Below are 24,125 nucleotides of genomic sequence, written 5' to 3' on the forward strand. Positions count from 1 at the left end.
CTGCGAAGCACATTGCAAACCGATGAGTCCGGTTTCCATCCGGGTCCCGTTGGCCGGGATCTGTCCGGAAGATGCCACGAACGGGCCGGGGCCAAAACTGTAACGTGTTCTCATGGAGTACCCGAGCCTGTTCATCGGCGGCCGCTGGACCGCGCCCGCGAGCGCCGACCGCGTCACCGTCGTCTCACCCGCCACCCTCGAAACCGTCGGCAGCGTGCCCGCCGTGACGCACGCCGACGTGGACGCCGCGGTGGCCGCCGCCCGGCACGCCTTCGACCGCGGACCCTGGCCGTCCACCCCGCCGGAGGAACGCGCCGAAGTCCTCGGCCGCGTCTCCCAGCTGCTCGACCAGAAGGTCGGCGACCTGGTCGCGGCCCTGTCCGCGGAGATGGGCGCGCCCGCCCTGGCCGCCAACACCCTCAACTACTTCCCCGCGAAGGCGACGCTCGACTTCTTCGCCGGGCTAGGAAAATCCTTCCCCTGGACCGAGACCCGCGCGGGCATGTTCGGCACCTCGCGGGTGTCGCGCGAACCCGTGGGCGTGGTGGCCGCGGTGATCGCCTGGAACGTTCCTTTGTTCCTGGCCGTCAACAAGCTCGCGCCCGCGCTGCTGGCCGGGTGCACCGTGGTGCTCAAGCCCGCGCCGCTGACACCGCTGTCGGCGAACCTGGTCGCGGAGTTGTTCGCGGAGGCGGGCCTGCCCGAGGGCGTGCTGTCGGTATTGCCCGCGGATGCCGAAGTGTCGGAATATCTCATCTCGCATCCCGATGTGGACAAGGTGACGTTCACAGGTAGTACGGCGGTGGGCCGCAAGATCGCCGCCATTGCCGGAACTCAACTGAAACGCTGCTCTCTCGAATTGGGTGGCAAGTCCGCAGCAATCCTGCTTCCGGATATGGACATCGCGGATATCCCGAAGCTCGCATTCTCCGGCCTGATGAACAGCGGCCAAGCATGCGTGGCCCAAACCCGCATACTCGCCCCGCGCTCGCGCTATGACGAAATCCTCGGCGCGCTCACCGAATCCATCGGCACACTGCCCGTGGGACTCCCCAGCGATCCGGCCGCACAACTCGGACCGCTCATCTCCGAACGCCAGCGCGAGCGGGTCGAAGGCTACATCGAGCAGGGCAAAGCCGAAGGGGCACGGCTGATCACGGGCGGCGACCGCCCCGACGGACTGCCCGGCTGGTACGTGAACCCGACCGTCTTCGCGGACGTCTCGAACACCATGACCATCGCGCGCGAGGAGATCTTCGGCCCGGTGCTGTCGGTCCTCCCCTACGACACCGAGGACGAAGCCGTCGCCATCGCCAACGACAGCGACTACGGCCTCGCCGGCTCCGTCTGGACCACCGACATCGACCGCGGCCTGACCATCGCCTCCCGGGTGCGCACCGGCACCTACGCCATCAACTGGTACGCCTTCGACCCGTGCGCACCGTTCGGCGGCTACAAGACCTCCGGCATCGGCCGCGAGAACGGCCCCGAGGGACTGGACGCCTACTGCGAGCAGAAATCCGTCCTCATGCCCATGGGGAGTTGACACCCGCGAGCGAACAAGGCTCGCCCGCATCATCATTCGTTCATGATCCGTCGGCGACCCTGTTCGCCATGAACGCGTACCACGCCGCCCCGCAGCAGAAGACGAACACTCTGGCCATCGTCACCCTGGTCACCGGAATCCTCGGGCTCTGCCTGATCCCGTGGATTCTGGGGTTCATCTCGCTGGGCCAGATCAAGAAGTCCGGCGAGAAGGGGCGCGGCATGGCGATCTGGGGCATGGTGATCGCCGTGATCTGGACGGTCATCGGCGTCATCGTCGGCGTCGCCTCGGCCATGGGCTCCGAGACCACCGAAACCGTTGAGGGCCTGCGCATCCTGAGCACGACCCTGGCCTGAGCACACGAAAGGCCCGCCCACACCGATTTCAGGTGCGGGCGGGCCGTTGTTGCGAGACAGAACAACTGATTTCGTGAGGTCCGGGTAACTCACCGGGTACGACCGAAATCGGTTGTGCACACGACCGTCGGCACGCGTGCACAACCCGCGACGGCTCTCAGCCGTGCGCAAAAGGCGCGGAGAGGCGGGCTAGCCCAGGCGCTCCTTGAGGGCCTCGAACTCGTCGCGCACGCCGGAGGGCAGCTTGTCGCCGACGAACTCGAACCACTCCTCGATCATCGGGATCTCGCGCTTCCACTCCTCGACGTTCACCACGAGCGCCTCGTCGACGTCGGCGGGGTTCACGTCCAGGCCCTCGAGGTCGAGGTTGGCGGCGTGCGGGACGGTGCCGATCGGGGTGGCCTCGCCCTCGGCGGTGCCTTCGATGCGGCCGACGATCCACTCCAGCACGCGGGAGTTCTCACCGAATCCGGGCCACAGGAAGCGGCCGTCCTCGCCGCGACGAAACCAGTTGACGTAGAAGATCTTCGGCAGCTTGTCCGCGTCGGCGTTCTTGCCGAGCGAGATCCAGTGGTTCATGTAGTCGCCCACGTGGTAGCCCAGGAACGGCAGCATGGCCATCGGGTCGCGGCGCACGGTGCCGACCTTGCCCTCGGCGGCGGCGGTCTGCTCGGACGACATGGTCGCGCCCATGAAGACGCCGTGCTGCCAGTCGAAGGACTCGGTCACCAGCGGGACGGTGGTCTTGCGGCGACCGCCGAACAGGATGGCCGAGATCGGCACGCCCTGCGGGTCGTCCCATTCGGGAGCCAGGGTGGGGCACTGCGACATCGGCGTGCAGTAGCGGGAGTTCGGGTGCGCGGCAAGCGTTTCCGACTCGCGCTCGTACCAGTCGTTGCCCTTCCAGTCGATGAGGTGGTCGGGCTGGCCCTCCAGGCCCTCCCACCACACATCGTTGTCGTCGGTGCGGGCGACGTTGGTGTACACGGTGTTTCCGGCGTCGATGGTGGCCATCGCGTTCGGGTTGGAGCTGTGGTTGGTGCCCGGCGCGACGCCGAAGAAACCGAACTCGGGGTTCACGGCGTAGAGGCGGCCGTCTTCACCGAAGCGCATCCACGCGATGTCGTCGCCGAGGGTTTCGGCGCGCCAGCCCGGGATGGTCGGCTGGATCATGGCGAGGTTGGTCTTGCCGCAGGCCGACGGGAAGGCGGCGGCCACGTAGTAGTTCTTGTTCTCCGGCGAGATCAGCTTGAGGATCAGCATGTGCTCGGCCAGCCAGCCCTCGTCGTGCGCCATCGCGGAGGCGATACGCAGCGAGTAGCACTTCTTGCCCAGCAGCGCGTTGCCGCCGTAACCCGAACCGTAGGACCAGATCTCACGATCCTCGGGGAAGTGGGTGATGTACTTGGTGTCGTTGCACGGCCACGGCACGTCGGCCTGGCCCTCGGCGAGCGGCGCGCCGACGGAGTGCAGGCACTTCACGAAGGCGCGGTCGGTGCCGAGCTTCTCCAGGGCGGCCTTGCCCATGCGGGTCATGACGCGCATGGAGACGACCACGTACTCGGAGTCGGTGAGCTCGACGCCCAGCTTGGGGTCGGCCGCGCCGAGCGGGCCCATGCAGAAGGGCACCACGTACATGGTGCGGCCCTTCATGGAACCGCGGTACAGGTCGGTCATGGTGGCGCGCATCTCGGCCGGATCGACCCAGTTGTTGGTGGGGCCGGCGTCGGCCTCGGAGCGCGAGCAGATGTAGGTGCGAGACTCGACGCGAGCGACGTCGGAGGGATCGGAGAGAGCCAGGAACGAGTTGGGCTTCTTCTGCTCGTTGAGCTTTCGGAAGGTGCCCGCGGCGACCAGCTGCTCGGTGAGGCGGTCCCATTCCTCGTCCGACCCGTCGGCCCAGACCACGCGGTCGGGCTGGGTCAGTTCTGCGACCTCCTGCACCCAGGCAAGCAGTTCCTTGTGCTCGGTGGGCGCGGTGCCATCGTGAAGACCAGGAATGGTCGCTGAGGTCATGAAAACTCTCCTGATGTGGGTGGCTCTCGGCGGCTCGCGACACCGGGTGCCACCAATATGCGGCAAGGCACCCACCCGGCTTGCCGTTAGCACGTCCCGGCTGGACGGCGTACAAGGACCAAGCGGACGCCCAGGTTCCTGCCATAGAGGTTAACGCCATATATCCCGACGTATGGAATCGGGTTGTCCAGTCGGTACCGGGTTGAAACGCCGGACCTGCGACTATCGGTCGGCGAGCACGGCAAGGTCACGTTCACAGGCGGCCGTCAAGGCGGGTCGCCGGTGCGCCGCCTGACGCAACTGCGCCTCCAATTCCCCTACCCGACGGTCTGTTTCGACCATGCGCTCGGTCGTGGCACCCACCACCTCTTCCGCGAGCCGCTCCTCCGCCTCCACCAGCGCCGTCGCCACCCGCTGCTCCGACTGCGCCTTCACATTCACCAGCGTGTCCGACACCCACTGCTGAAGATGAGCGCGCTCAGCGAGCTGCCCGCGCGCACGCACCACCCACGCCGCCACGGCCAACCCCAGCACCAGGCCGACCGGCACGATCGCCCACTCGAACGACTCCCACACCGCCAGCGGCGCGACCACGAAACGGCCCAGACCGAACCCCGCCGACGCGCCCACCAACAGCATCAGCCGATCCTCCAGACCGCGCCGCCGCCGCTCCGGCCCCGAACCCGGCCGCACCGGCACCGCCCGAGCCGCCTTCACCGCGGCCTCCGCGACCTCCCAATCCGCGGCCCCGGCCGCCTGCTCCACCTGAGAGGTCAGCTCCAGCAGCCGATTCCGCACCGCGCGATCCATCTCACGTGTGAGATCTTCCACTGCGCCGGCCAACCGCTCCGGCGTGTCGGCCTCCGCGGTGCACGGCAGACCTTCTATCTCCGCGCGGATGCCCGCGTTCAAGGCGCGCACCCGCGAACCCACCTCGTGCACGAGATCCACACGGGCCAACTGCATGCGATTGCGCAGCGTGGCCATAGCGGTCCCGCGCCCGCCGTCGCTCACCGCGAGCAGCGTCGCCCGCTCCTCCCGCAGCGCGGTCACATCGCCGCCGCCGCGCAGCTTGGCCAACTGCCGCTCGATCCGCACCCGCGTCTCGCCCACCACCCGGTCCCGCACGATCGCCGCCTGATCCCCCTCCGGCCCCGCCCCCGCCGCCGCCACCAACAGCGCGTGCAACCACCCCAGCCCCGACCGATCCAGCAGCGCCGCATCCGAACCCGCGCGCGCCACCGCCGCCACCCGCGCCGACACCGGCACGATCTCGACCTCGGACGCGGCGGCGGCCGGGCTGTTCTGCGGTGCGGCAGTGGTCGCTTCGGCCTCCGGTGGGACGGCGGCTTCCAGCTCCCGGCGCAGTGCGCTCAGCAGCTCGGCGTCCTGCCGCAGAATCATCCGCCATTCCCGGTGGGCGTGAATCCCGTCCAGCGCGAATACGATCCGGGTTCCGTCCGCCCACAGTTCCCGCACCACGCGCAGCATGTCGCCACCTATAGGTGATCCGGCGTCCAGGACCACGAGCGCCACCGGCACCGGTCGCTCCGCCGTGCCGTGGGCCTCGCCCGCGGCGGGGCAGCAGGGCGCGCCGCCGCCGGGATCGACCGGGCCGTCGTGCGGATTCCGCTGTGCCGCACGCTCCTCTACATCTACATGCGGTTCGAAGCGGGCCAGCTCCACCCGCAGCATGACGCTGTTGATGTCGCCCGCGCTGATCAGTGCCACCGTGCGCGGTGGCGCTGCGCCGTCCCATCGCATGGCGCGCAGCAGCGCCAGGCCGTGTGGATTCCAGCGGGTGACAACAGCTTCCGCATCGGGGGAAAGGGCGATCGTTCGCGGGTCATCCCCCGGCGCGGGTGGAACGGTCGAACTGATCGCGCAGCGCTCGACCTCGGGCAATCGCAGGGTGGATCCAGGTCTCGCTGCCCGCGCTCTCACATCCTCGGCGTCCTGCGTCGTCGAAATCTGTTGCGGCACGGCCGTCTTGCGTGGCTCGCCGGACCCGGCCGCGGGAGCGGCGACCGGGCGCGATGCGAGCGGGTCTTCGTTGTCCACCACTGATCATTCGTTTCCGAGCATGGGAACGGCTGGGCCGAAGGGGAATTCGAAGCGGTCGCTTCCGCATCGCGGCGACGGGCACGCTCCTCCGAAGGGTGTCGGGGTGCTCGGGTCCGAGGGCGTGCTCGCGGCCGTAGATGAGCCCGTCGCCCGTCCTACAGCCGCCGATAGCGGCGGTGGATTTCGTGGTGGAGCGGGTCGATTCCACTGGCGCAGTGCAGGATCTGCAGCAGTTGCCGAGCCGTCAGCGCCGGATCATGGCGAAGGGCGGTGAGTGCGCAGGCCACACCGTAGAGATCCCAGCGCTCCAGCAGGGCGCGGCGATCGGCGATGTCGGCCCCGAGTTCGGCGGAGAGGAAGCGGTCGGCGAGGAGTGTGCAGGCCGGATCCGTGCGATGCCGATGACGTCGCAGGGTGTCGAGGTCGGCCGGTGTGATCGTGGTGGTGCGGGTGCGCGCGGCGAGCGCGGCCACGACCGGGAAGACGGGCAGGCCGAGAACCTCGGCGCTGCGGTCCGCCTCTGCCGCCGCATCGGACCAACGGGTCCCTATGGTTTCGGCCTTGTTGAGAACCACAATTGTTCGCCGGGGTGTTAACGCCGCTGTGAGTTGTCTGTCCGTTGGCCCGGGAGGTCCGGTGAGTACATAGACGACCAGGTCACCGTGGAGGACCGGGGTGGTTTGCCAGGGGTGATCGACCGGTCGGGTTTCCTCGGCCGTCAAGAGCGACAATGCATTTCGCAGGGTGGATTTGCCGGCCCGGGAGCGGCCGGTGATCTGGATGCGCGGGGGTCGCCCTGCCGACACAGGGGCAGCCTAGTGCGCGGCCCGGTAGGGCGCCGGAAGTTCGGGCACGCCACCGCCACGGTGTCCGGTGAGCGGGATCGACCGTGCCCCCGGTATTTGGGTCTACCTGTGCCACAGCACAATTCGGTGCGACTCCTCTTCACAGGAACTCGTCATTCACCTACTGTTTCGATCCGGTCGACCATGCGGTCGATTGTGCGGTGTGGTGGTGCGACTCGATCGGGTCCGGCCCCGTGCCGGAACTCGTGAGGAGGTTGCGATGGCCGTCACCGCCGACGTCATCGGAAATGCGGAGCCCAGCGGCAGACCGGCCGCCGCGGACCGGCCGGTGCCACCGAGCCGGGATCCCTTCTTCCGCGCGCCCTCCGGGTTCGCCATGCACACGCCGGGCACGATCCTGCGCAGCCGCACGGTCGAACTCGCCCTGTTCGGGATCATCCCGCAGCAGGTGACGGCCTGGCAGCTGCTCTACCGCAGCACCGATCTCAACGGACAGCCCGAGGTCGCCGTCACCACCGTGCTGCTGCCGAAAGGCGCTGCGCCGGACGGTGATCGGCCACTGCTGGCCTTCCAGTCCGCCATGGACGCGGTGACCGACCGCTGTGCGCCCTCCTACGCGCTGCGCAGGGGCGCGGTCGCGCCGGGCTCGATCACGCAGCTGGAGTGGCTGCTGGTGGCCAATGCGCTGCGGCGCGGCTGGGCGGTGAGCATCGCCGATCACGAGGGCCCGCAGGGCGCCTTCGGCGCGGCCCGCGAACCCGGCTACCGCGCCCTGGACGGCGTGCGCGCGGCCCTGCGCTTCGCCCCGATGGGCCTGCGTTCCGACACCAAGGTGGCGGTGTGGGGCTATTCGGGCGGCGGCATGGCCAGTTCCTGGGCGATCGAGATGGCACCTGAGTACGCGCCGGAACTGCATATCGTCGGCGCGGTGCTGGGCGCGCCGGTCGGCGATCCCAAACAGGTGCTGCTGCGTCTGAACGGCGGCCTGTTCTCGGGTTTCCCGGCGATCGTGTTCGCGGCGCTGCGCAATGTGTATCCCGCGCTGGCGGAGGTGGTGGACAACGATCTCACCCCCGACGGCCGCCGCATGCTCGATCGGATGGCCGGTCTGGGACCGATCGCGGCGCTGCCGTTGCTGGTGGGCCGTCCGATGGATCGCTTCCTGCACCGCCCGCTCGACGAGATCCTGCCGCAGCTGGAGGACGTCTTCGACGATATCCGCCTGGGCAATTCGGCCCCGGCCTGTCCGGTGCTGGTGGTGACGCCGGTGAACGACCAGGTCATTCATATCGACGGCATCGATGGTCAGGTGGGCCGCTACCGGGATTCCGGCGCGGCGGTCTGGTACGTCCGGGATCGCCTGAGTGAGCATTTCTCGCTGCTGCCGCTGTCGACGCCGATCAGCCTGGATTGGCTGGCCGACCGGATCGACGGCAAGCCGCTGCAAGCCCCCACGACAAAGACCGTCTGGTCGGTCGCATTTGCCTCGGCGCACTGGCGCAGCATGGTGGAAATGGCAACTGCCGCAATGCGAGTCACGCTCGGACTGCCCCTGACCAGGCAGGCCGAGCAGCCCGCCGATACCGCGGCCGGCCTGGCGGCCTGACCGAGCGCCCGGACCGGTAGGCGTAACCGATTGCTGCGCTAATCATCCAATACTGGACAATGGACGCCGTGAACGACGCCGATGCAGCCCGTCCCAGCGGCAACCGTCTGTACCCCCGGGTGACCAGCTTCCGCATGCGCCGCGGGGCCATCTCCCCGACGCGGCAGGACGCCTGGGATCGGCTGTGGCCGGAAATCGGCCGTGACGTCGCCGACGAGCCGCTGAACGCCGACGCGTGGTTCGGCCGGTCCGCACCGCTGATCATCGAGATCGGCTGCGGCACCGGCACGGCCACCGCGGCCATGGCGCAGGCCGAGCCGCAGTTCAATCTGATCGGCATCGAGGTGTACAAGCCGGGCCTGGCCCAGCTGGTGCAGCGCATCGAGCGCGAGAACATCACCAATCTCCGGTTGCTGCGCGGTGATGCGGTGGATGTTCTGGAAAATATGGTTGCTCCCGAATCGCTGACCGGTGTTCGCGTGTTCTTTCCGGACCCGTGGCCGAAGGCGCGCCATCACAAGCGACGGCTGTTGCAGCCCGCGACCCTGACACTTATCGCAAGTCGCCTGAAGCCGGGCGGTGTGCTGCATGTCGCAACTGATCACGCCGATTACGCGGAACAGATTGCGGAGGTCGGAGCGGGAGAACCCCAGCTCATCGGCCTGAATGAAACGACCGGGGGGCGTTCGGAGGACTGGCGAGAAACCGCACCGATCGGTTTTGAACGCCCGATTACCAAATTCGAAAACAAAGGACTCAGCGCGGGTAGCGCCATCACGGAGTTCATCTGGGGGAAGATCGAATCATGAGCGTCAGTGAGATGGCCCGCGACGTCGCGGATGTTGCCGAAATAATGCACGGCACCTCGTCGACCGAACTAACGGGCACCACGAGCTTGTCCAGTAGCGTCCCGGATGTGCGCCGGGTACTGCTGGTGTGGGACGCACCCAACCTCGATATGGGTCTGGGCGCGATACTCGGCGGCCGGCCCACGGCCGCGTACCGCCCGCGCTTCGACGCGCTCGGCCGCTGGCTGCTGGCCCGCACCGCCGAACTGTCCGTCGGCAGCCCGACCCGGGTCGAACCCGAGGCCACCGTCTTCACCAATATCGCCCCCGGCACCGCCGACGTGGTGCGACCGTGGGTCGAGGCGCTGCGCAATGTCGGCTACGCCGTCTTCGCCAAACCCAAGATCGACGAAGATTCCGATGTCGACAGCGACATGCTCGGACACATCGAGCTACGCCGTCGCGGCGCGGGACTCGCGGGCATCATGGTGGCCTCGGCCGATGGCCAGGCCTTCCGCGCGCCCCTGGAGGAAATCGCGCACAGCGGCGTCCCTGTCCAAGTACTGGGATTCCGCGAGCACGCGAGTTGGGCCGTCACGTCGGATATTCTCGAGTTCATCGACCTCGAGGACATCCCGGGCGTGTTCCGTGAACCGCTGCCCAGGGTCAGCCTCGACTCGCTGCCCGACGAGGGAGCCTGGCTGCAGCCGTTCCGGCCGCTGTCCGCGCTGCTCACCTCCCGCCCCGCTCAAGGAGTCGCTTAGTGTTCACCCGCTGGGGCGACCTGGTCTACAAGCTGCGCTTCACTGTTCTAGGTGTCGCCGTCGCCGCGTTCCTCGCCCTCGGTGGCTACGGGCTTGGGCTGGCAGATCATCTCAGCTCCAGCGGATGGTTCGACCCCACCTCGGAATCGGTCAAGGCCGCCGTCGTCAAGGATCAGGCATACGGTCGCGACCACAATGCCGACGTCCTGGTGCTGTACACCGCACCCGACGGCAAGACCATCGACGATCCGCAGGTCAGCAAGGAAATCACCGACAGCCTCAACAGCCTGCCGGAGAAGTATCCGCAGATCGCGAAGATCAACGGCGCCTACTACAAAACCGATACCGGCGAGTGGGCCCCGAATGTGTTCGGCAGCAAGGACAAGAAGTACGCCTTCGCGTCCATCGCGCTGAACGGCAACAGCGACACCGAGATGCTGAACAACTACAAGGCGGTTCAGAACGTCTTCGCTGTTCCGGGCATCAAGACCGAGGTCGCCGGTCTGCAGCCGGTGGCCTTCACGCTGAACGACACCATCGCCAGCGATGTGAAGCGCATGGAGTTGATCGCGCTGCCCGCGGTCGCGGTACTGCTGTTCTTCATCTTCGGCGGTGTCGTCGCGGCCTCGCTGCCGCTCATCATCGGCGGTCTGACCATCATCGCCGCCAACGGCATCGTCATGGCGCTGACCAAGTTCGCCGAGGTGAACTCGTTCGTCAGCGCCGTGGTGTCGATGATCGGCCTCGGCCTGGCCATCGACTACGGCCTGTTCATCGTGAGCCGCTTCCGTGAGGAGCTGGCCGAGGGCTACGACACCAAGGCCGCCGTGCGCCGGACGGTGATGACGGCCGGGCGCACCGTCACCTCCTCGGCGACCATGATCATCGCGGCCAGTGCGGGCATGCTGCTGTTCCCACAGGGCTTCCTGAAATCGGTCGCCTACGGAACCATCGCCGCCGTACTGCTGGCCATGGTGTCCTCGCTCACCGTGCTGCCCGCCATCCTCGCCATCCTCGGCCGGCGCGTGGACAGCCTGAGCCTGAAGTGGATCAACAAGACCAAGACCGCGGACGAGATCGAGAACGGCTTCTGGGGCAAGCTCACCGCATGGGTGATGAAGCATCCGCTCAAGGTCGCGATCCCGCTGGTGATCGTGCTGCTGCTGCTCATCATTCCGGTGAAGAACCTGCAGTTCGGCGGTATCTCGGAAACCTATCTGCCGCCGGACAATCCGACGCGTGTGGCGCAGGAGCACTTCGACGAGATCTTCCCGCTGCGCAAGGCCGACCCGGTGCAGCTGGTGATCGTCACCGACAACTCGCGCAATATCGGGCAGATTCTCTCGCAGGCGAATCAGGCGCCCGGACTGGTGAAGAACTCGGTGTTCGGCGTTCCGTCCAAGCCGCCCAACGGTTCCAACGTGTGGGTCACCGAGGCGACCGTCGAGGACAGCGCGCATCCCGAGGACACCGTCGACTATCTGCGGTCCATGGAGGTGCCCGAGGACGCGGAGGTCTTCGTCACCGGGCAACCGGTGCTGATGATGGACAGCGTCAACTCGCTGCTGGACCGGATGCCGATCATGATCGCACTGGTCCTGCTGATCACCACCGTGCTGATGTTCCTGACCTTCGGGTCACTCGTGCTGCCGCTGAAGGCCGCGCTCATGAGCGCGCTCGGCCTCGGCTCCACACTGGGCATCCTGACGTGGATCTTCATCGACGGGCACGGCGCGTCACTGCTGAACTTCACGCCACAGCCGATCATGTCGCCGGTGCTGGTGCTGATCATCGCGATCATCTACGGCCTGTCCATCGACTACGAGGTATTCCTGCTGTCCCGCATGGTCGAAGCGCGCACCCAGGGCGCGTCGACCACCGAGGCCGTCCGCATCGGCACCGCGCAGACCGGCCGCATCATCACCGCGGCGGCACTGATCCTGCTCGTGGTGACAGGTGCGTTCGCCTTCTCCGACCTGGTGATGATGCAGTACATCGCCTACGGCATGGTGGCGGCGCTGCTCATCGACGCCACCGTGCTGCGCATGCTGCTGGTGCCCGCCACCATGAAGCTGCTCGGTGACGACTGCTGGTGGGCTCCGGCCTGGATGAAGAAGATCCAGCAGAAGATCGGCCTGGGCGAACCCATCCTCGACGACGAGCGCCCCGGCGGTGAGGAAGTGGTCGACCTGGTCAAGACCACGCCCATCACCGACCCGGTCACCATGCAGATCCCGGCGCTGGCCGACGGCTCGCTCCCGCGCTCCCCGCGCAAGCCGCGCCGCACGGCCCGCACGATCGACGTCGACAGCGAGGCGCCCACCCAGGCCCTCGACGAGGTGGCGACCAAACCCGTCGCCGTGCAGCCGTCGGCAGGCACCGCAAAGCCCGGAACGCCTTCCGCCCCTGCGCAACCCGGTACGCCGGGCAAGGGCAATTCGGCCGCGGGTGCGGCTTCGCAGTCGGATCGCACCGCCGACGGCTCGTTCACGCAGTCGGCCTTCAACGCGCCCGGAAACTCCGGCGCGCGGCCCGGTACCGGCGTGACCGAGCAGGCCGCGTCCCGCGGCCAGGACGGGGCGTTCGCGCAGAAGCCGGGCACGGCCGGATCGGTCCCGTCGGTGTCGCAGCCGGGTCCGGATGCGCCGCAACAGGGTTCGGTCCCGCCCCCGGCAGGCTCGATCCGACCAGCAGCAGGTTCGGTGCCACCAGCAGCAGGTTCGGTGCCACCGGCAGCGGGTTCGATCCCACCGGCAGCGGGTTCGATCCCACCGGCAGCAGGTTCGGTGCCACCAGCAGCGGGTTCCGTTCCGCCGCAGGCAGGTTCGGCCGCACCGCAGGCAGGTTCCGGCGGGTCGCTGACCTTCTCGGAGATGCTGCAGGCGGGCGCCGCGACCGGCAGGCCGGATTCGGCTGCGCCGCAGTCGGATCCGCAGCCTCCGGCGCAACCGGTCGCGGGTGCGGAGCGGGTGCTCCCGCCGCCGTCGCTCAAGGTGCCGCCGCACCCGGCGACCCGCGCCCAGCTGTACCAGCCCCAGCCCCCCGAACCGGCGCAGCCCGCGGAAACCGCTGCCACGGAACCGCATCCGACCCACCACGCGGCGGATGACGAGGCCCAGGGCGATGGCCGCAACAGCATCGAGCAGTGGATGTCCGACCTCCGCTCCGCGCGCCGACGTGGTGGCGAGCAGGACGACGAGGGCAAACACCGCGGCGGCGAGGGCCGCACGGTGAGCGTCAACGAACTACTACGCCGCCAGAACCGCGACTGACCGAACACGCGAAGGCCCGGCCGGACATCATCCGGCCGGGCCTTCCGCATTTCCGGCGAAACCCGGTTCACCGCACACTGATTCGGACGACAGCGGTGGGCCCCGCATCCTGTCGGATGCGGGGCCGCCAACCGTCGATGTCAGTGCGACGGCGCTCCCCGGTCGGCCGCTTCAGCAAAGGTGCGCGCGTACCGCGTGCCCACCAGCAGCAGCAGGACGCCGACTGCCAGGAAGGCCGCCGCCCGCACCAGGCCGTCCAGCGTGGCCAGGTCGAAGAGGAACAGTTTGGCCAGCGCCGCGGCGGTGACCAGCAGCCCGCCCGCCAGCGCGACCTTCGCCTGCTGCGGGGTGTGTGCGAGGCGGCGCAGGCCGAACAGCAGGGCGGCGGTGGCGGTCACCATCCAGACGATGGTGGCGATACCGTGCCCGGCCAGGAACCCGTCGGGGTTGCCGGTGGCGACGCCGAGCGAGACCGTGAGCACGGTGACCGCGTAGAGGCCGAGCAGTCCGGCGAGGACGGCCGCCGTGGAGGTGGTGTTCTCACTGCCGAGCAGCCCCACCCGGCGGGCGCACCACAGCGCCATGGCCACCACGCCCAGCGCGACGACGGCCGCGAGTGCGGTCGAAATGCCGAGGTGCAGTTCGGCGGAACGCTGCGAGGACAGCATGCGCGGGGCCGCGATATCGATGAACACGGCCGCACCGAGCCCGGCGAACACCGCGCCGATCCAGGCGGCGAACTTCGACCGCTGCTGACCACCGACCGCGAGGAAGCCCAGCGCCATCATGAACAGCACCACCGGCAACGTCTTCACGGTGGTGGCCGAGAAGGCCGCCACGAACAGCGCGCACGCGCCCGCCACCGCCGACACCGCCGCGAGATGGCCCGGAACGGGAACTCGCGCAGCGAGTTTCGGCAGCCAGGGTGTCACGGCCACCGCGTACAGCACCACCGCGAATCCCACCGCCACCATGGTCGACAGCGGCCGCGAGAACATGGCCGGAGCCACGAGCAGCGTAATGGCGGCGACCGCGAAGGTCATGCTCGCGGTGACGTCACCGGCCCGGCGTCGCACCACGAGCACCGCCCCGATCAGCCCCGTGGTGGCAACGGCCACGGCCGCGACGAGCAGCTGTCCCCGATGCCCGTCGGCCGCGTCGATCCCCTGCAGGGTGACCGCGATCAGCGTCGCGAACGCCGCCGGCAGTGTCCGCACAATGTGCAGATACGGCCAGTCCCGCACCAATTGCACCGGCACAGCGGCGATTTGCAGCACGATGAGGAAGACGAGCAGAGCGATCTCGGTGGTGATGAACGGCGACAGCACAGCCGCCCCCGCCACCACCAGCACGGCCAGCGCCTGCGACCGCCACTGCACCGCCAGCGCCACGCCGCCCGCCGCGATCCCGAACGCGGCCAGGTATCCCACCACCGGGTGCAACCAGTCGTAAACACTGGTCACCGCGACGACATCCAGATATCCCCCTGCGATACCCGTAGCCGCCAGCGCCACCGCCCCCACATATCCTCCGGCCCGCCCGTGCACCCGCACGGCCGCGGCCACGAGCGCTCCCGAGAACACAGCTCCCGCAACAACTCTCGGCACCGGCCCGAAGAACCCCGCCTGCGCCGCCAGCACCAGCAGCATCATCACGCCGATCAGCGTGACCCCCACCCCGGCCACCGCCAGCACCCGGCTGATCACACCTTCCCGCTGCCACCACGGCGTCCGCGGCTCCCGATTCCGCACCCGCTGCGGCCCCGGCATCGCGGGGTAGCCCTGATACGGCGCAACCCCCTGCCACCCCGGTCGCATCCCACCCGGCGCACCGCCACCGGCCGACTGCGAATAGCCCTGCGCCGCAGGCGGAATGAACGCCGCCTCCGACCCCTGAGCCACACTCGGGGAGGAGGTGTCCGCGGCGGCGGCAGCCGCCCACGGCGACGCATAGCCCTGCCCTGCGGCAGAAGTACCGTGCGCACCGGGAGGTACCGATCCGGCAGCGGCGGCGTATCCGCCCGGGAACGCGCCGGGCATCTGGTGCGGAAGCACTCCGGCAGGCGGAACGACTACCGGCGGTGTGGACGGGGCGTGCACCGCCGCGCGGATCGGCGAATCTCCGTGCTCCGCAGGTGAACCCGCTCCGCCGCTTGGGTCTGCGGTTTGCGCTGCCGGATGGACCGCACCGGTGGAGCCTTCGACCGGGGCGGTGCCGGGCGGCGAGATCGGCGCTGCGCCGGGAACTTCCGCTGCGCGGTGGGGTGTACCGGGGGCTGCGGCTTGCCGCTCCGATAGGTCTGCCGCGCGCGAAGAAGCGCCCGGCACCTGCGCGGTGACGGGCGGGTCGGGGATGGGGGCGGTGTGCTGCCGGTGCTCGGCGAGGACCTGGCAGTGCAGGGTTTCGAGGTCTCGGCCGAGGACACCCATGTGCTGTCCGAGCGCCGCGAACTCACTCGACAGTCGTGCGATCAGCCGGGGATCGATGGCGGTGTTCATGCCAGTCATACTCTCGGCCGGGCGCGGGGCGGGGCATGAGTAGAAACACCCGGGGCGATGGTCGATTCCTACCCGAATTCGGGCGGGTAGTGGTCCGCTCGTGCAGGTCAGGCGGTTCGGGCGGCGGCGGCGCGGGTGACGGTGGCGCGGATTTCGGCGGTGATGAGGGCGGGGGCTTCGAGCATGGGGATGTGACCCACACCGGGGAGGTGGCGGATTTCGCGGGTAGGGGTCGGCGCGAGAGGTGCGTAGATGTGGGGCGGCAGGACGCGGTCGTGTTCGGGGAGCAGGATCGTGACGGGGACGGTGAGGGTGTCCAAGCCGGTGAATCCCGTTGGTAGATCCGGGTCTTCGGCGATCTCCTCGACGATGGTGCAGTTGGCGGGGGCGGCGGCCATGGCCTTGGCGACGTGATTGGGGACGGTGCCCGGGCGATGCGCCAGTAGGGGTAGCAGCAGGCTGCGGATGAGCGAGGGGCGCGCGGGCGGGGCGTCGGTGTCGAGACCGATGAGTGGTCCGAAGGTGCGGAATTTGCGGAGCAGGGAGTCGGCGGCGTCGGGGGTGCGCCAGAGTCCGGCCGGTGCGATGGCGGTGACGGTGCGGGCACGGCCGCGAGCTGCGAGTTCGAGGGCGAGCCAGCCGCCCAGCGAGTTTCCGGCCAGGTGCGCGGTGTCCCAGCCCGCGGCGTCCAGGGCCCGTTCGGCGTGGTCGGCGAGGGAGACGATGGTGGCGGGCCGTGCGGCGTCGGGTCCGCCGTGATGGCCGGGCAGGGTGAGGGCGAGCAGGTCGTGATCAGCGGCCAGGTCGTCGAGCGCCGGGATCCAGGATTCCCAGGTGAGCAGCGCGCCGTGCAGGAGCAGGAGCGGTTCGCCGCGACCGGTCCGGAGCTGGGGTTCCGGAGTGGATCCGGTGGGAACGACTTGCACCATGCAGGTGACGATACCGATCGCGCGGGACCGCTGCCGGAGCGGTTTTCGGCGGCGGGGGCGGAACCCGCTGCGGGACAGCCCGATCCGTCAGAACCCTTCCAGGAACCGCTTCCAGTGCGCACTGAAGGGATGCCGCGCGGTGATCGATCCCAACCGCATCTGCCCGTGGATGATCAGGTGCAGCGGGCCCAGCGGCGGCCCGGTGCGCACCTTGTTGTTGACGCTCGCGCCGAGCAGTTGCAGCCCGTTCATATCCACGGTGGCCTCGGACGGCACGATCAGCTCGAGCGAGCCGAGCTGATGGCGCACCCGGATCTCCACCACCTGGGTGGACATGATGGCCTGAGTGAAGTCCAGCTCCACGGCGGCCATATTGCTGTCGATGATCAGCACCGGCGGCACCTGCCACTTGCCCTTGCGGGTCACCGCCGACATGCGTGTGCGAATCACATTGCCGGGCATGACCGGATGCACCGAGCTTGGCGCGAACTGCGGCATGCGCGGCTGCTGCGGCGTGTGCACGTAGCGCGGCGGCGCCTGCTGCGGCTGCGCGGGCTGCCCCACCAGCCGGATGCCGGGCAGGTCGACGAGGACCGCGTTCAGTTCACCGCGGGTTTTGGCGGCGAGCGCGGTATCCATGCGTTCGGTGAATTCGCCGAGGGAGAGCATGCCGAGTCCGACCGCGCGCTGCAGCAGCCGTCCCACGTGCTCGCGTTCGCTGTCGGACACCCGTAGATCGCGCTCACCGACCACGGGCGCGGGTTCGGCGCCGGACATAGCTTCAGACCCCATACTCCGAGGCTAGCCAGCGGGCACCGGCTCCCGCATCAGGGCAATCCCTGAATCCGCCCCTATTCGTCGCCGTCGAGGCCCTGTTCGATGGCGTAGCGGGTGAGCTCGACCCGATTACCCAGCTGCAGTTTGCGCAGCGTGGACTGCACATGGTTCTCCACCGTGCGATGCGAGAGGCTGAGCCGGGTGGCGATCTGCTTGGCGGACAGGCCCTTCGCGACCATGCGCAGCACCTCGGTCTCCCGGTCGGTGAGGGCGGGCCGGTGTGGTTCGTCGCGGTCGGGCGGCGTGTTGGCGATGCGCCGGTACTCCCCGAGTACGAGCCCCGCGAGTCCGGGCGTGAACACGGCCTGCCCGGCGGCGGTGGCCCGCACGGCCTCCAGCAGTTCGGTGGCGGAGGCGCTTTTCACCAGGTAGCCGATGGCCCCGGCCTTGATGGCCTCGAGTACGTCGTCCCGTTCGGCGGAGGCGGACAGCACCAGCACGTGCGTGCGCGGGGAGACGCGCAGCACCTCGGCGGTGGCGTCCGCGCCGTTCCCGTCCGGGAGCTGCATATCCATCAGGACGACGGCGGGCTGCACGGCCGCGGCCCGGCGGCCCGCGGCGGCGACGCTGTCGGCGGTGGCGACCACGTCGAAACCCTGTTCCTGGAGGTCACGGGCGACGCCGTCCCGCCAGATCGGATGGTCGTCGACCACCATGATCGAGATCCGTTCGGCCGCACTGTCGGCCATCTCCACCTCCCGTGTCGCCTGCCATCGTCGTTCCGGGGCGGGTCGCGCCCGCATCCTCACCATTGTCACGTCTCGCGCGGGATCCGGAATTCCCATTCCGCCCCGGGGTTCTCCTCGTCGTTGTCGGCGGCGGCGGCTTCGAACAGCAGGTGGGCGGTGCCGCCGATGGCGGCGATACGGCCGATGATGGAGCGTGAGACTCCCATGCGCCCTTGCTGTTCGGCCTGTTCGAGGCGGCCGGGCGGGATGCCGGGGCCGTCGTCGCGCACGCTGACGATGAGTTCGTCGCCGGTATCCTCCAGCAGCACATAGGCTTTCGCGCCCGGACCGGCGTGCAGGGCGACATTGACGAGGGCGGCGGCGACGGCGGCGGTGATCTCGCGGGCTTCGAAGCGCCCGATGAGGACGGGCTCACCGGGCGTGGAGACGAAGACCGAGGGGGTGGCCTGTGCGGTGAGCAGCGGGCGCAGATCTTCCTCGGCTCCCCCGGCGTCGGTGTCGGTACGAGTGCCCTGTTCGGAGATGAGCACCCGCAGCGCGACCTCCTGCTCCCCGGCCCGCTGCGCCAGTTCGGCGGTGGGACCGCCGATTTCGTTGCCGCGCCGTTTGATGTAGCTGAGCACCTGGAGTACCCCGTCGTGCACCTCGCGTGCGAGGCGTTCGCGTTCCTCGGCGGCGGCCGTGAGCCGCACGGCCCGTTGCAGCTGCTCCTGTGCGCGCTTGGCGGTGTTGGTGGCCAGGCCGAGCGCCAATCCGACGGACAGCAGCACCGGCAGGGTGGCGTCGCGCCAGACATCCAGTTCCCATTGGGATCTCGCGGTGATGATGGCCATGGAGATGAGCAGCCCGGAGCCGATGCCCCCGAACGGCCCCCACAGGATCGCCGCGGAGATGACGGCGTTCGCGCACCACAGGGTGGTCGGCAGCGTCTGATGCCCGTGATACCACTCGTAGTCGGCGACGAGCCGGGTGGCGAAGATGAGCGCGATGGTGACCATGTGGTCGCCGATGACCACGCACACCCGCAGCCACGGATGCTGCCGGATGTTCCACTGCGACAACAGGATCGCCGAGGCCCCCGACCACACCGCCATGACCGCGATGAGCGCCCAGCTCAAACGCTGATTGGTGTAGTACTGCACCGAGGCGATCTGCTGCCCGAGCGCGTAGAGCAGGGTGACCAGCCGCAGCGCCTGCGCGGCCCGCCACAGCGGCGCGGTCGCGATGGTGGCGGGGTCGGGTTCAGTCCGTGTCGTCACCGGCGTGCTTCGTGGTGTCGGGCGCGGCGTTCCCGGTGGGCTCGGTCGCGCCGGACGCACCGGGCGACTTCGCGTTTCCGACCGGTTGCGGGCGGCCCGCCAGGTAGGCGACCTCGTCGAAGTCGTCGTCCGGGTCGTCGGGCCGGGCGCTGTACATGGGTTTGCTCGGATCGTCGGTGTGCAGATCCTGGTACAGCTCTTCGGGCGTGTCGGCCAGCAAGGAACGGATGGCGGTATTGAGCACCGCCACGAACGGCACGGCGAGCAGGCCGCCCGCGATACCGGCAAGCACCACGCCCGCGGCGATGGCGAGCACCACGGCCAGCGGATGGATGCGCACCGCGCGGCCCATCAGAAGCGGTTGCAGCACATGGCCTTCCAACTGCATGACCGCGACGGTGATGCCGAGCACGATGAGTGCCGTCACCAGGCCCTTGGTCATGAGCGCGATGAACACCGCGACCGAGCCGGCGATGAAGGAGCCGATGATCGGGATGAACGCGCCGATGAACACCAGTGAGGCCAGGGGTAGCGCCAGCGGCACGCTCAGGATCGCCAGGCCCGCGCCGATGCCGATGGCGTCGACGGCGGCCACCATCACGGTGGCGCGCACGAACCCGGTGAGGGTGCCGAAGCCGAGCCGCCCGGCGACGCGCACCTGTTCACGCTTCTGGGTGGGGATGATCCGGGTGATGAACTCCCAGATCTGGTCGCCGCCGTAGAGGAAGAAGATGAGGATGAACAGCGTCAGGAAGGTGCCGGTGAAGAACTCGCCGATCACGGTGGCGGTGGTGAGCGCCCCGCTGGTGAGCGTGTCCTGATTCGACTCGATGGTCTTGACGATGGTGTCGCCGGCGTTGCGGATCTGCTCGTTGCTCATGTGCAGCGGGCCGTTGATCAGCCAGTCCTGGATCTCGTGCACGCTGGTCTTGAACTCGTCGGACAGCTGCGGCACGCCGACCACGAACTGTTCCACGACGAAGGTCATGATCCCGGCCATCAACCCGATGGATCCCACCAGCGCCACGAACACGCTGAGCGAGCGCGGCACCCCGAACCGCTGCATCATGTCGACCAGCGGGTTGAGCAGCGCCGCCGCCAGCAGCGCGATGGACAGCGGGATCATCACCGCCGACAACCGGTGCGCGACATAGGCGACCGCCAGGATCGCGGCCAGAATCAGCAGCAGCCGCCACGACCACTCCGCGGCCTCACGGACGAGGGGATGCACCGCCTCGGCATCGCGCCCACGTGCCTTCTTCGGCGTCGAGTTCGGTGTCTCCCCAGCCTGCGCCTGACTCACCTCCGCGAGCCTACTGTGTGGAATATGCCGTCGTCGTGCTCCGCGCGGCCTCGCACCCCCTTCGCGTCGAACTCCGCAACGCTGTGTTCATGATCGGACCGCTAGATTGTTTGGTGTGTCAGCGCCACTGGAAGCGGTCAAACAGACCATGCGAACCCGCTGGCCGCTGTACCTCGCTTCGATGCTGGCGGCCAATGCGTTCGGCGCTGTGCTCGTGTGGGCGTTCATCCAGTACGGGCTGCCCGTTCCGGAGGGCAGCACGAGTGCGACGCGGCAGACCGGGCTGCTGATTCCGCTGGTCGTCATCGCCGTCGCGGGCATGCTGAGCGTGACGGCGTCGGCGCTCATGCTGCGGCCGGTCATGCGCTGGCAGATGCGCGGCGGCCCGCCGAGCCGGCAGGAGCAGATGGCGGCGCTGCACGCACCGCTGCGGCAGGCCATCGTGCACCTGATCCTGTGGCTGCTGGGTGGCGGCGTGCTGGCCTCGCTGATCATCATCCGCGCGCCGGAGCTGGCGGCGGCGGTGATCGTCACCGAATGTATGGCCGCCACCATCGTTTTCGGCTTCACCTACATGCTGGGCGAGCGGATTCTGCGGCCGGTCGCGGCGGAGGCGCTGACCGTCGGCGCGTTCGACCACACCCTGACCCCGGGCGTCGGCACCCGGATGGCGATGACGTGGGGAATGGGCACTTTCGCCCCGACCATCGCCATTGTGCTGCTGTGCGTCACCCAGATTTCTTCGCGCGTTCAGTTTTCCGCGCAGTCGCTGGCGGTGTCGATTCTGCTGCTGTGCGGTGTGGTGATCATGCAAGCGCTGGCGCTTTCCATGCTTACGGCGTCCAGTATCTCGGATCCGGTGCGCCAGCTCAGCCAGGCGATCGATCGCGTGCAGGAGGGTGCGCGCGATGTTCAGGTCGAGGTTTTCGACGGTTCGGAAATCGGTCTGCTGCAGGTTGGCTTCAACCGAATGATGGATGAAGCGGCCAAACGCCGGGAACTTCAGGAATTGTTCGGTCAGCACGTCGGCGAGGATGTGGCGCGGCGGGCTCTCGAGTACGGCACGGAACTCGGTGGTGAAACCCGATTCGTGGCGGTGTTGTTCGTGGATATGGTCGGTTCCACCGCGACCGCCGCGGAACGCCCGCCCACCGAAGTCGTCTCGCTGCTCAACGAGTTCTTCCGCATCGTGGTGGATGTGATCGACCGCCACCACGGTTTGATCAACAAATTCATGGGCGATGCCGCATTGGCGATCTTCGGCGCGCCCCTGGACCGCCCGGACGCGCCCACCGCGGCCCTCACCGCCGCCCGTGAGCTGCGCGAAGCCCTGCGCGACGTGCCCGGGCTGGATATCGGAATCGGCGTCTCGGCGGGCCTGGCGGTCGCCGGGAATATCGGCGGCGCGAATCGTTTCGAGTACACCGTGATCGGCGATCCGGTGAACGAGGCGGCCCGGCTCACCGAACTGGCGAAGGAACGCCCGGAACGCGTGCTGACATCGAGCAGCGCACTATTTTTCGCCGATGAATCCGAGCAGCTGCATTGGGCCACCGGCGAGGAGGTCCAGCTGCGTGGACGGCGCCGGAAAACCCGCCTGGCCTGGCCGAAAGAAAGCGGTGACCCAGCGGATGCAGACGAGGCCGAGGCGAGTTCGTTAGGCTGACCAACGTGAAGGCCCATCGCGACCTGGCCGGCGAACCCGCGCCGCCTGCGGAGAACTCGCGCCGTAGCAGATTCTGGTGGGCCAAATGGGTTCTCGGTGTCGGACTGCTGGCGCTGCTGATCGCCGAGGGCGCGTATCTATATCCGCGTCTGCACGATTCCTGGAAGAACCTCACCGAAATCCATTGGGGGTGGGTTGTCGCCTGCATCTGGATGCAGGCGATTTCCATGAGCGGATACGGCCGCATCCAGAAACAGCTGCTGCGGGCCGGGGGTGTGGAAGTCAGTCAGCGGAAATCCGTTTCCGTGGTGTACGGGTCCACCGGAATGGCGTTGACGCTGCCCGCCGGACAGGTGTTCTCGACGGCGTTCACCTACCGGCAGACGCGGCGGTGGGGCGCGAGCCCGATCGTGGCGTCCTGGCAGCTGGTGATGTCGGGTGTGGTCGCGGCGGCCGGGCTGGCGCTGCTGGGCGTGTTCGGCGCGGTGCTGGCGGGGGATCGGATCGGGCCGGGGAAGGTGATCCTGTCGCTGGGCGCGGTGGTGCTGCTGGTGTGGGCGGGCAACCACGTGTCCTCGCATCCCGGGGCCATCGAGGGGCTGGTGCGGCGAATTCTGCGGCTGGTCAACAGGATTCGGCACAAGCCGGTGGACGCGGGAATGGACAAGGTGGCCGAGCTCCTGGGCCAGCTGGAGTCCGTCGACCTGGGTAAGCGGGACGGCGCGTGGGTCACGGTGTGGGCGGTGGTGCACCGGCTCTCCGATGTCGCGTGCCTGGGCGCGGCCTGCTACGCGGTGGGCGCGGAGCCCCGGCTGACCGGGCTCATGCTGGCGTTCGCGGCCGGAAAAGCCGTGGGCACCATACCTTTCGCGCCGGGCGGCATCGTCTATGTGGACGCGACGCTCTGGGCGAGCCTCGCGACCTTCGCGGGCCTGCCCTTCTCGCAGGCCGTCGCGGCGGCCTTCGTCTACCGCCTGGTGAGCTTCATCCTGGTGGCCATCGTCGGCTGGATCGTCTTCCTGTTCCTGTACCGCAAGCCGCAGGCCGATGACGCCAAATACGAGCAGGAGTTCGAGGAGAGCCGCATCGCCCCGCCCCTGGCCGAGCGGCGTCGCCCCAATCCGCCCACGGCCCAGGAGAACTGAGGGAGGCCCCCACTGCCAGGGGGCTTCTCAGGGGCTTCGCCCCCGAACCCCCAGGAGCAGCCACTCGGGACTCTCATGCCTTCGCCCATCAGGCGGCCTCGCAAGCTCGCCCGGGTGTGCCTGCGCGGTCGGGTTCGTCCCGGTCGATACCCTGTGGCACGTGAAGAAACTGGTGCCGTTCGCCGTCGACGTCGTTCTGGTGGTCGTGTTCTGCATGCTGGGTCGCAACAGTCACGGGGAGTCCGTGCTGGCGGGGCTGGGGCGGACGTTCTGGCCGTTCGGCACCGGGCTGCTGCTGGGGTGGGTGATCGCGGTGGCGGTGGCCTCGGGTCGTGAAGGCGCGAGTGCGGCAAAGCGTTTCGATGCGCGGGCGGCGTGGCCCACCGGCGTGATCATCTGGGTGAGCACCCTGGTGGGCGGCATGCTGCTGCGGGGGGTGAGCGGTCAGGGGACCGCGTTCAGCTTCATTCTGGTGGCGACCGGTTTCCTGGGTCTGTTCCTGGTCGGCTGGCGTGCCGCCCTGCGTTTCATCCGCTGAACCCGCCACCACTAAACAGCCCGGCCCCCGTCCGAAGGGACGG

General features: G+C 68.6%; 18 protein-coding genes. 9 read left to right on the top strand and 9 right to left on the bottom strand.

Annotation, left to right across the window (positions count from 1 at the left end):
• Window positions 1-112: 112 nt before the first annotated feature.
• A complete protein-coding gene (locus JK358_RS01280) occupies window positions 113-1,546 on the top strand; it encodes an aldehyde dehydrogenase (protein WP_201942399.1) in 1,434 nt (477 codons plus the stop codon).
• Between the two features lie 68 nt (window positions 1,547-1,614).
• Window positions 1,615-1,902: a DUF4190 domain-containing protein gene (locus tag JK358_RS01285; protein ID WP_201942402.1), complete on the top strand. Its 288-nt coding sequence runs from the start codon at window positions 1,615-1,617 to the stop codon at window positions 1,900-1,902.
• A 189-nt stretch (window positions 1,903-2,091) separates the two neighbouring features.
• Here the strand turns inward: JK358_RS01285 and JK358_RS01290 are convergent, their stop codons facing one another.
• The 3 genes from JK358_RS01290 to JK358_RS01300 form a co-directional block, all read right to left on the bottom strand.
• Window positions 2,092-3,918, bottom strand: coding sequence for a phosphoenolpyruvate carboxykinase (GTP) (locus JK358_RS01290; protein WP_201942406.1), 1,827 nt, complete (start codon window positions 3,916-3,918; stop codon window positions 2,092-2,094).
• Window positions 3,919-4,140: 222 nt separating this feature from the next.
• Window positions 4,141-5,979, bottom strand: a complete 1,839-nt coding sequence (locus tag JK358_RS01295; protein WP_307817218.1) for a hypothetical protein — start codon at window positions 5,977-5,979, stop codon at window positions 4,141-4,143.
• 158 nt (window positions 5,980-6,137) lie between these two features.
• Entirely contained in the window at window positions 6,138-6,557 is a 420-nt protein-coding gene (locus JK358_RS01300) for a hypothetical protein (RefSeq protein WP_201942409.1), read from the bottom strand.
• A 490-nt stretch (window positions 6,558-7,047) separates the two neighbouring features.
• Between JK358_RS01300 and JK358_RS01305 the strand changes: the two genes are divergently transcribed.
• Genes JK358_RS01305 through JK358_RS01320 form a run of 4 tightly spaced genes read left to right on the top strand, consistent with a single transcriptional unit; the run spans window position 7,048 to window position 13,218 of the window.
• Window positions 7,048-8,394, top strand: coding sequence for a lipase family protein (locus JK358_RS01305; protein WP_201942410.1), 1,347 nt, complete (start codon window positions 7,048-7,050; stop codon window positions 8,392-8,394).
• 59 nt (window positions 8,395-8,453) lie between these two features.
• Window positions 8,454-9,203, top strand: a complete 750-nt coding sequence (gene trmB / locus JK358_RS01310; protein ID WP_201942413.1) for a tRNA (guanosine(46)-N7)-methyltransferase TrmB — start codon at window positions 8,454-8,456, stop codon at window positions 9,201-9,203.
• The gene (locus JK358_RS01315) at window positions 9,200-9,946 is read left to right on the top strand and encodes an NYN domain-containing protein (protein ID WP_372440576.1); all 747 of its coding nucleotides are present in this window, start codon (window positions 9,200-9,202) and stop codon (window positions 9,944-9,946) included. Before trmB ends, JK358_RS01315 begins: the two co-directional genes overlap by 4 nt.
• Window positions 9,946-13,218: an MMPL family transporter gene (locus JK358_RS01320; protein ID WP_201942416.1), complete on the top strand. Its 3,273-nt coding sequence runs from the start codon at window positions 9,946-9,948 to the stop codon at window positions 13,216-13,218. Before JK358_RS01315 ends, JK358_RS01320 begins: the two co-directional genes overlap by 1 nt.
• A 140-nt stretch (window positions 13,219-13,358) precedes the next feature.
• Here the strand turns inward: JK358_RS01320 and JK358_RS01325 are convergent, their stop codons facing one another.
• From JK358_RS01325 to JK358_RS01350, 6 genes are all read right to left on the bottom strand, one after another.
• On the bottom strand, window positions 13,359-15,035 hold the full coding sequence (locus tag JK358_RS01325) for a DUF2339 domain-containing protein (protein ID WP_201943723.1): 1,677 nt from the start codon (window positions 15,033-15,035) through the stop codon (window positions 13,359-13,361).
• Window positions 15,036-15,823: 788 nt separating this feature from the next.
• Complete coding sequence (locus tag JK358_RS01330) at window positions 15,824-16,645, bottom strand: alpha/beta fold hydrolase (RefSeq protein WP_201942420.1); 822 nt, start codon at window positions 16,643-16,645, stop codon at window positions 15,824-15,826.
• Between the two features lie 87 nt (window positions 16,646-16,732).
• Window positions 16,733-17,437 carry a DUF1707 SHOCT-like domain-containing protein gene (locus JK358_RS01335; RefSeq protein WP_232850568.1) on the bottom strand — a complete coding sequence of 235 codons (705 nt, stop codon included), beginning with the start codon at window positions 17,435-17,437 and terminating at the stop codon, window positions 16,733-16,735.
• A gap of 59 nt (window positions 17,438-17,496) precedes the next feature.
• Complete coding sequence (locus JK358_RS01340; protein WP_201943727.1) at window positions 17,497-18,171, bottom strand: response regulator; 675 nt, start codon at window positions 18,169-18,171, stop codon at window positions 17,497-17,499.
• Between the two features lie 65 nt (window positions 18,172-18,236).
• Window positions 18,237-19,430 carry a MacS family sensor histidine kinase gene (macS, locus tag JK358_RS01345; RefSeq protein ID WP_201942423.1) on the bottom strand — a complete coding sequence of 398 codons (1,194 nt, stop codon included), beginning with the start codon at window positions 19,428-19,430 and terminating at the stop codon, window positions 18,237-18,239.
• A complete protein-coding gene (locus JK358_RS01350) occupies window positions 19,414-20,661 on the bottom strand; it encodes an AI-2E family transporter (RefSeq protein WP_201943730.1) in 1,248 nt (415 codons plus the stop codon). The genes macS and JK358_RS01350 overlap by 17 nt, the downstream gene beginning before the upstream one ends.
• A 220-nt stretch (window positions 20,662-20,881) precedes the next feature.
• On the opposite strand from JK358_RS01350, the gene JK358_RS01355 reads away from it, so the two are divergent.
• The 3 genes from JK358_RS01355 (at window position 20,882) to JK358_RS01365 (ending at window position 24,082) form a co-directional block, all read left to right on the top strand.
• Complete coding sequence (locus JK358_RS01355; RefSeq protein WP_201943732.1) at window positions 20,882-22,399, top strand: adenylate/guanylate cyclase domain-containing protein; 1,518 nt, start codon at window positions 20,882-20,884, stop codon at window positions 22,397-22,399.
• A gap of 5 nt (window positions 22,400-22,404) precedes the next feature.
• Window positions 22,405-23,544, top strand: a complete 1,140-nt coding sequence (locus JK358_RS01360; protein ID WP_201942426.1) for a lysylphosphatidylglycerol synthase transmembrane domain-containing protein — start codon at window positions 22,405-22,407, stop codon at window positions 23,542-23,544.
• Window positions 23,545-23,704: 160 nt separating this feature from the next.
• Window positions 23,705-24,082 (top strand): DUF3054 domain-containing protein, encoded by a 378-nt coding sequence (locus tag JK358_RS01365; RefSeq protein ID WP_201942429.1) that lies wholly within the window; start codon window positions 23,705-23,707, stop codon window positions 24,080-24,082.
• Window positions 24,083-24,125: the final 43 nt, after the last annotated feature.

It is taken from the genome of Nocardia acididurans (genome assembly GCF_016741815.1).
In the GTDB taxonomy this organism is placed as follows: Bacteria; Actinomycetota; Actinomycetes; order Mycobacteriales; family Mycobacteriaceae; genus Nocardia; species Nocardia acididurans.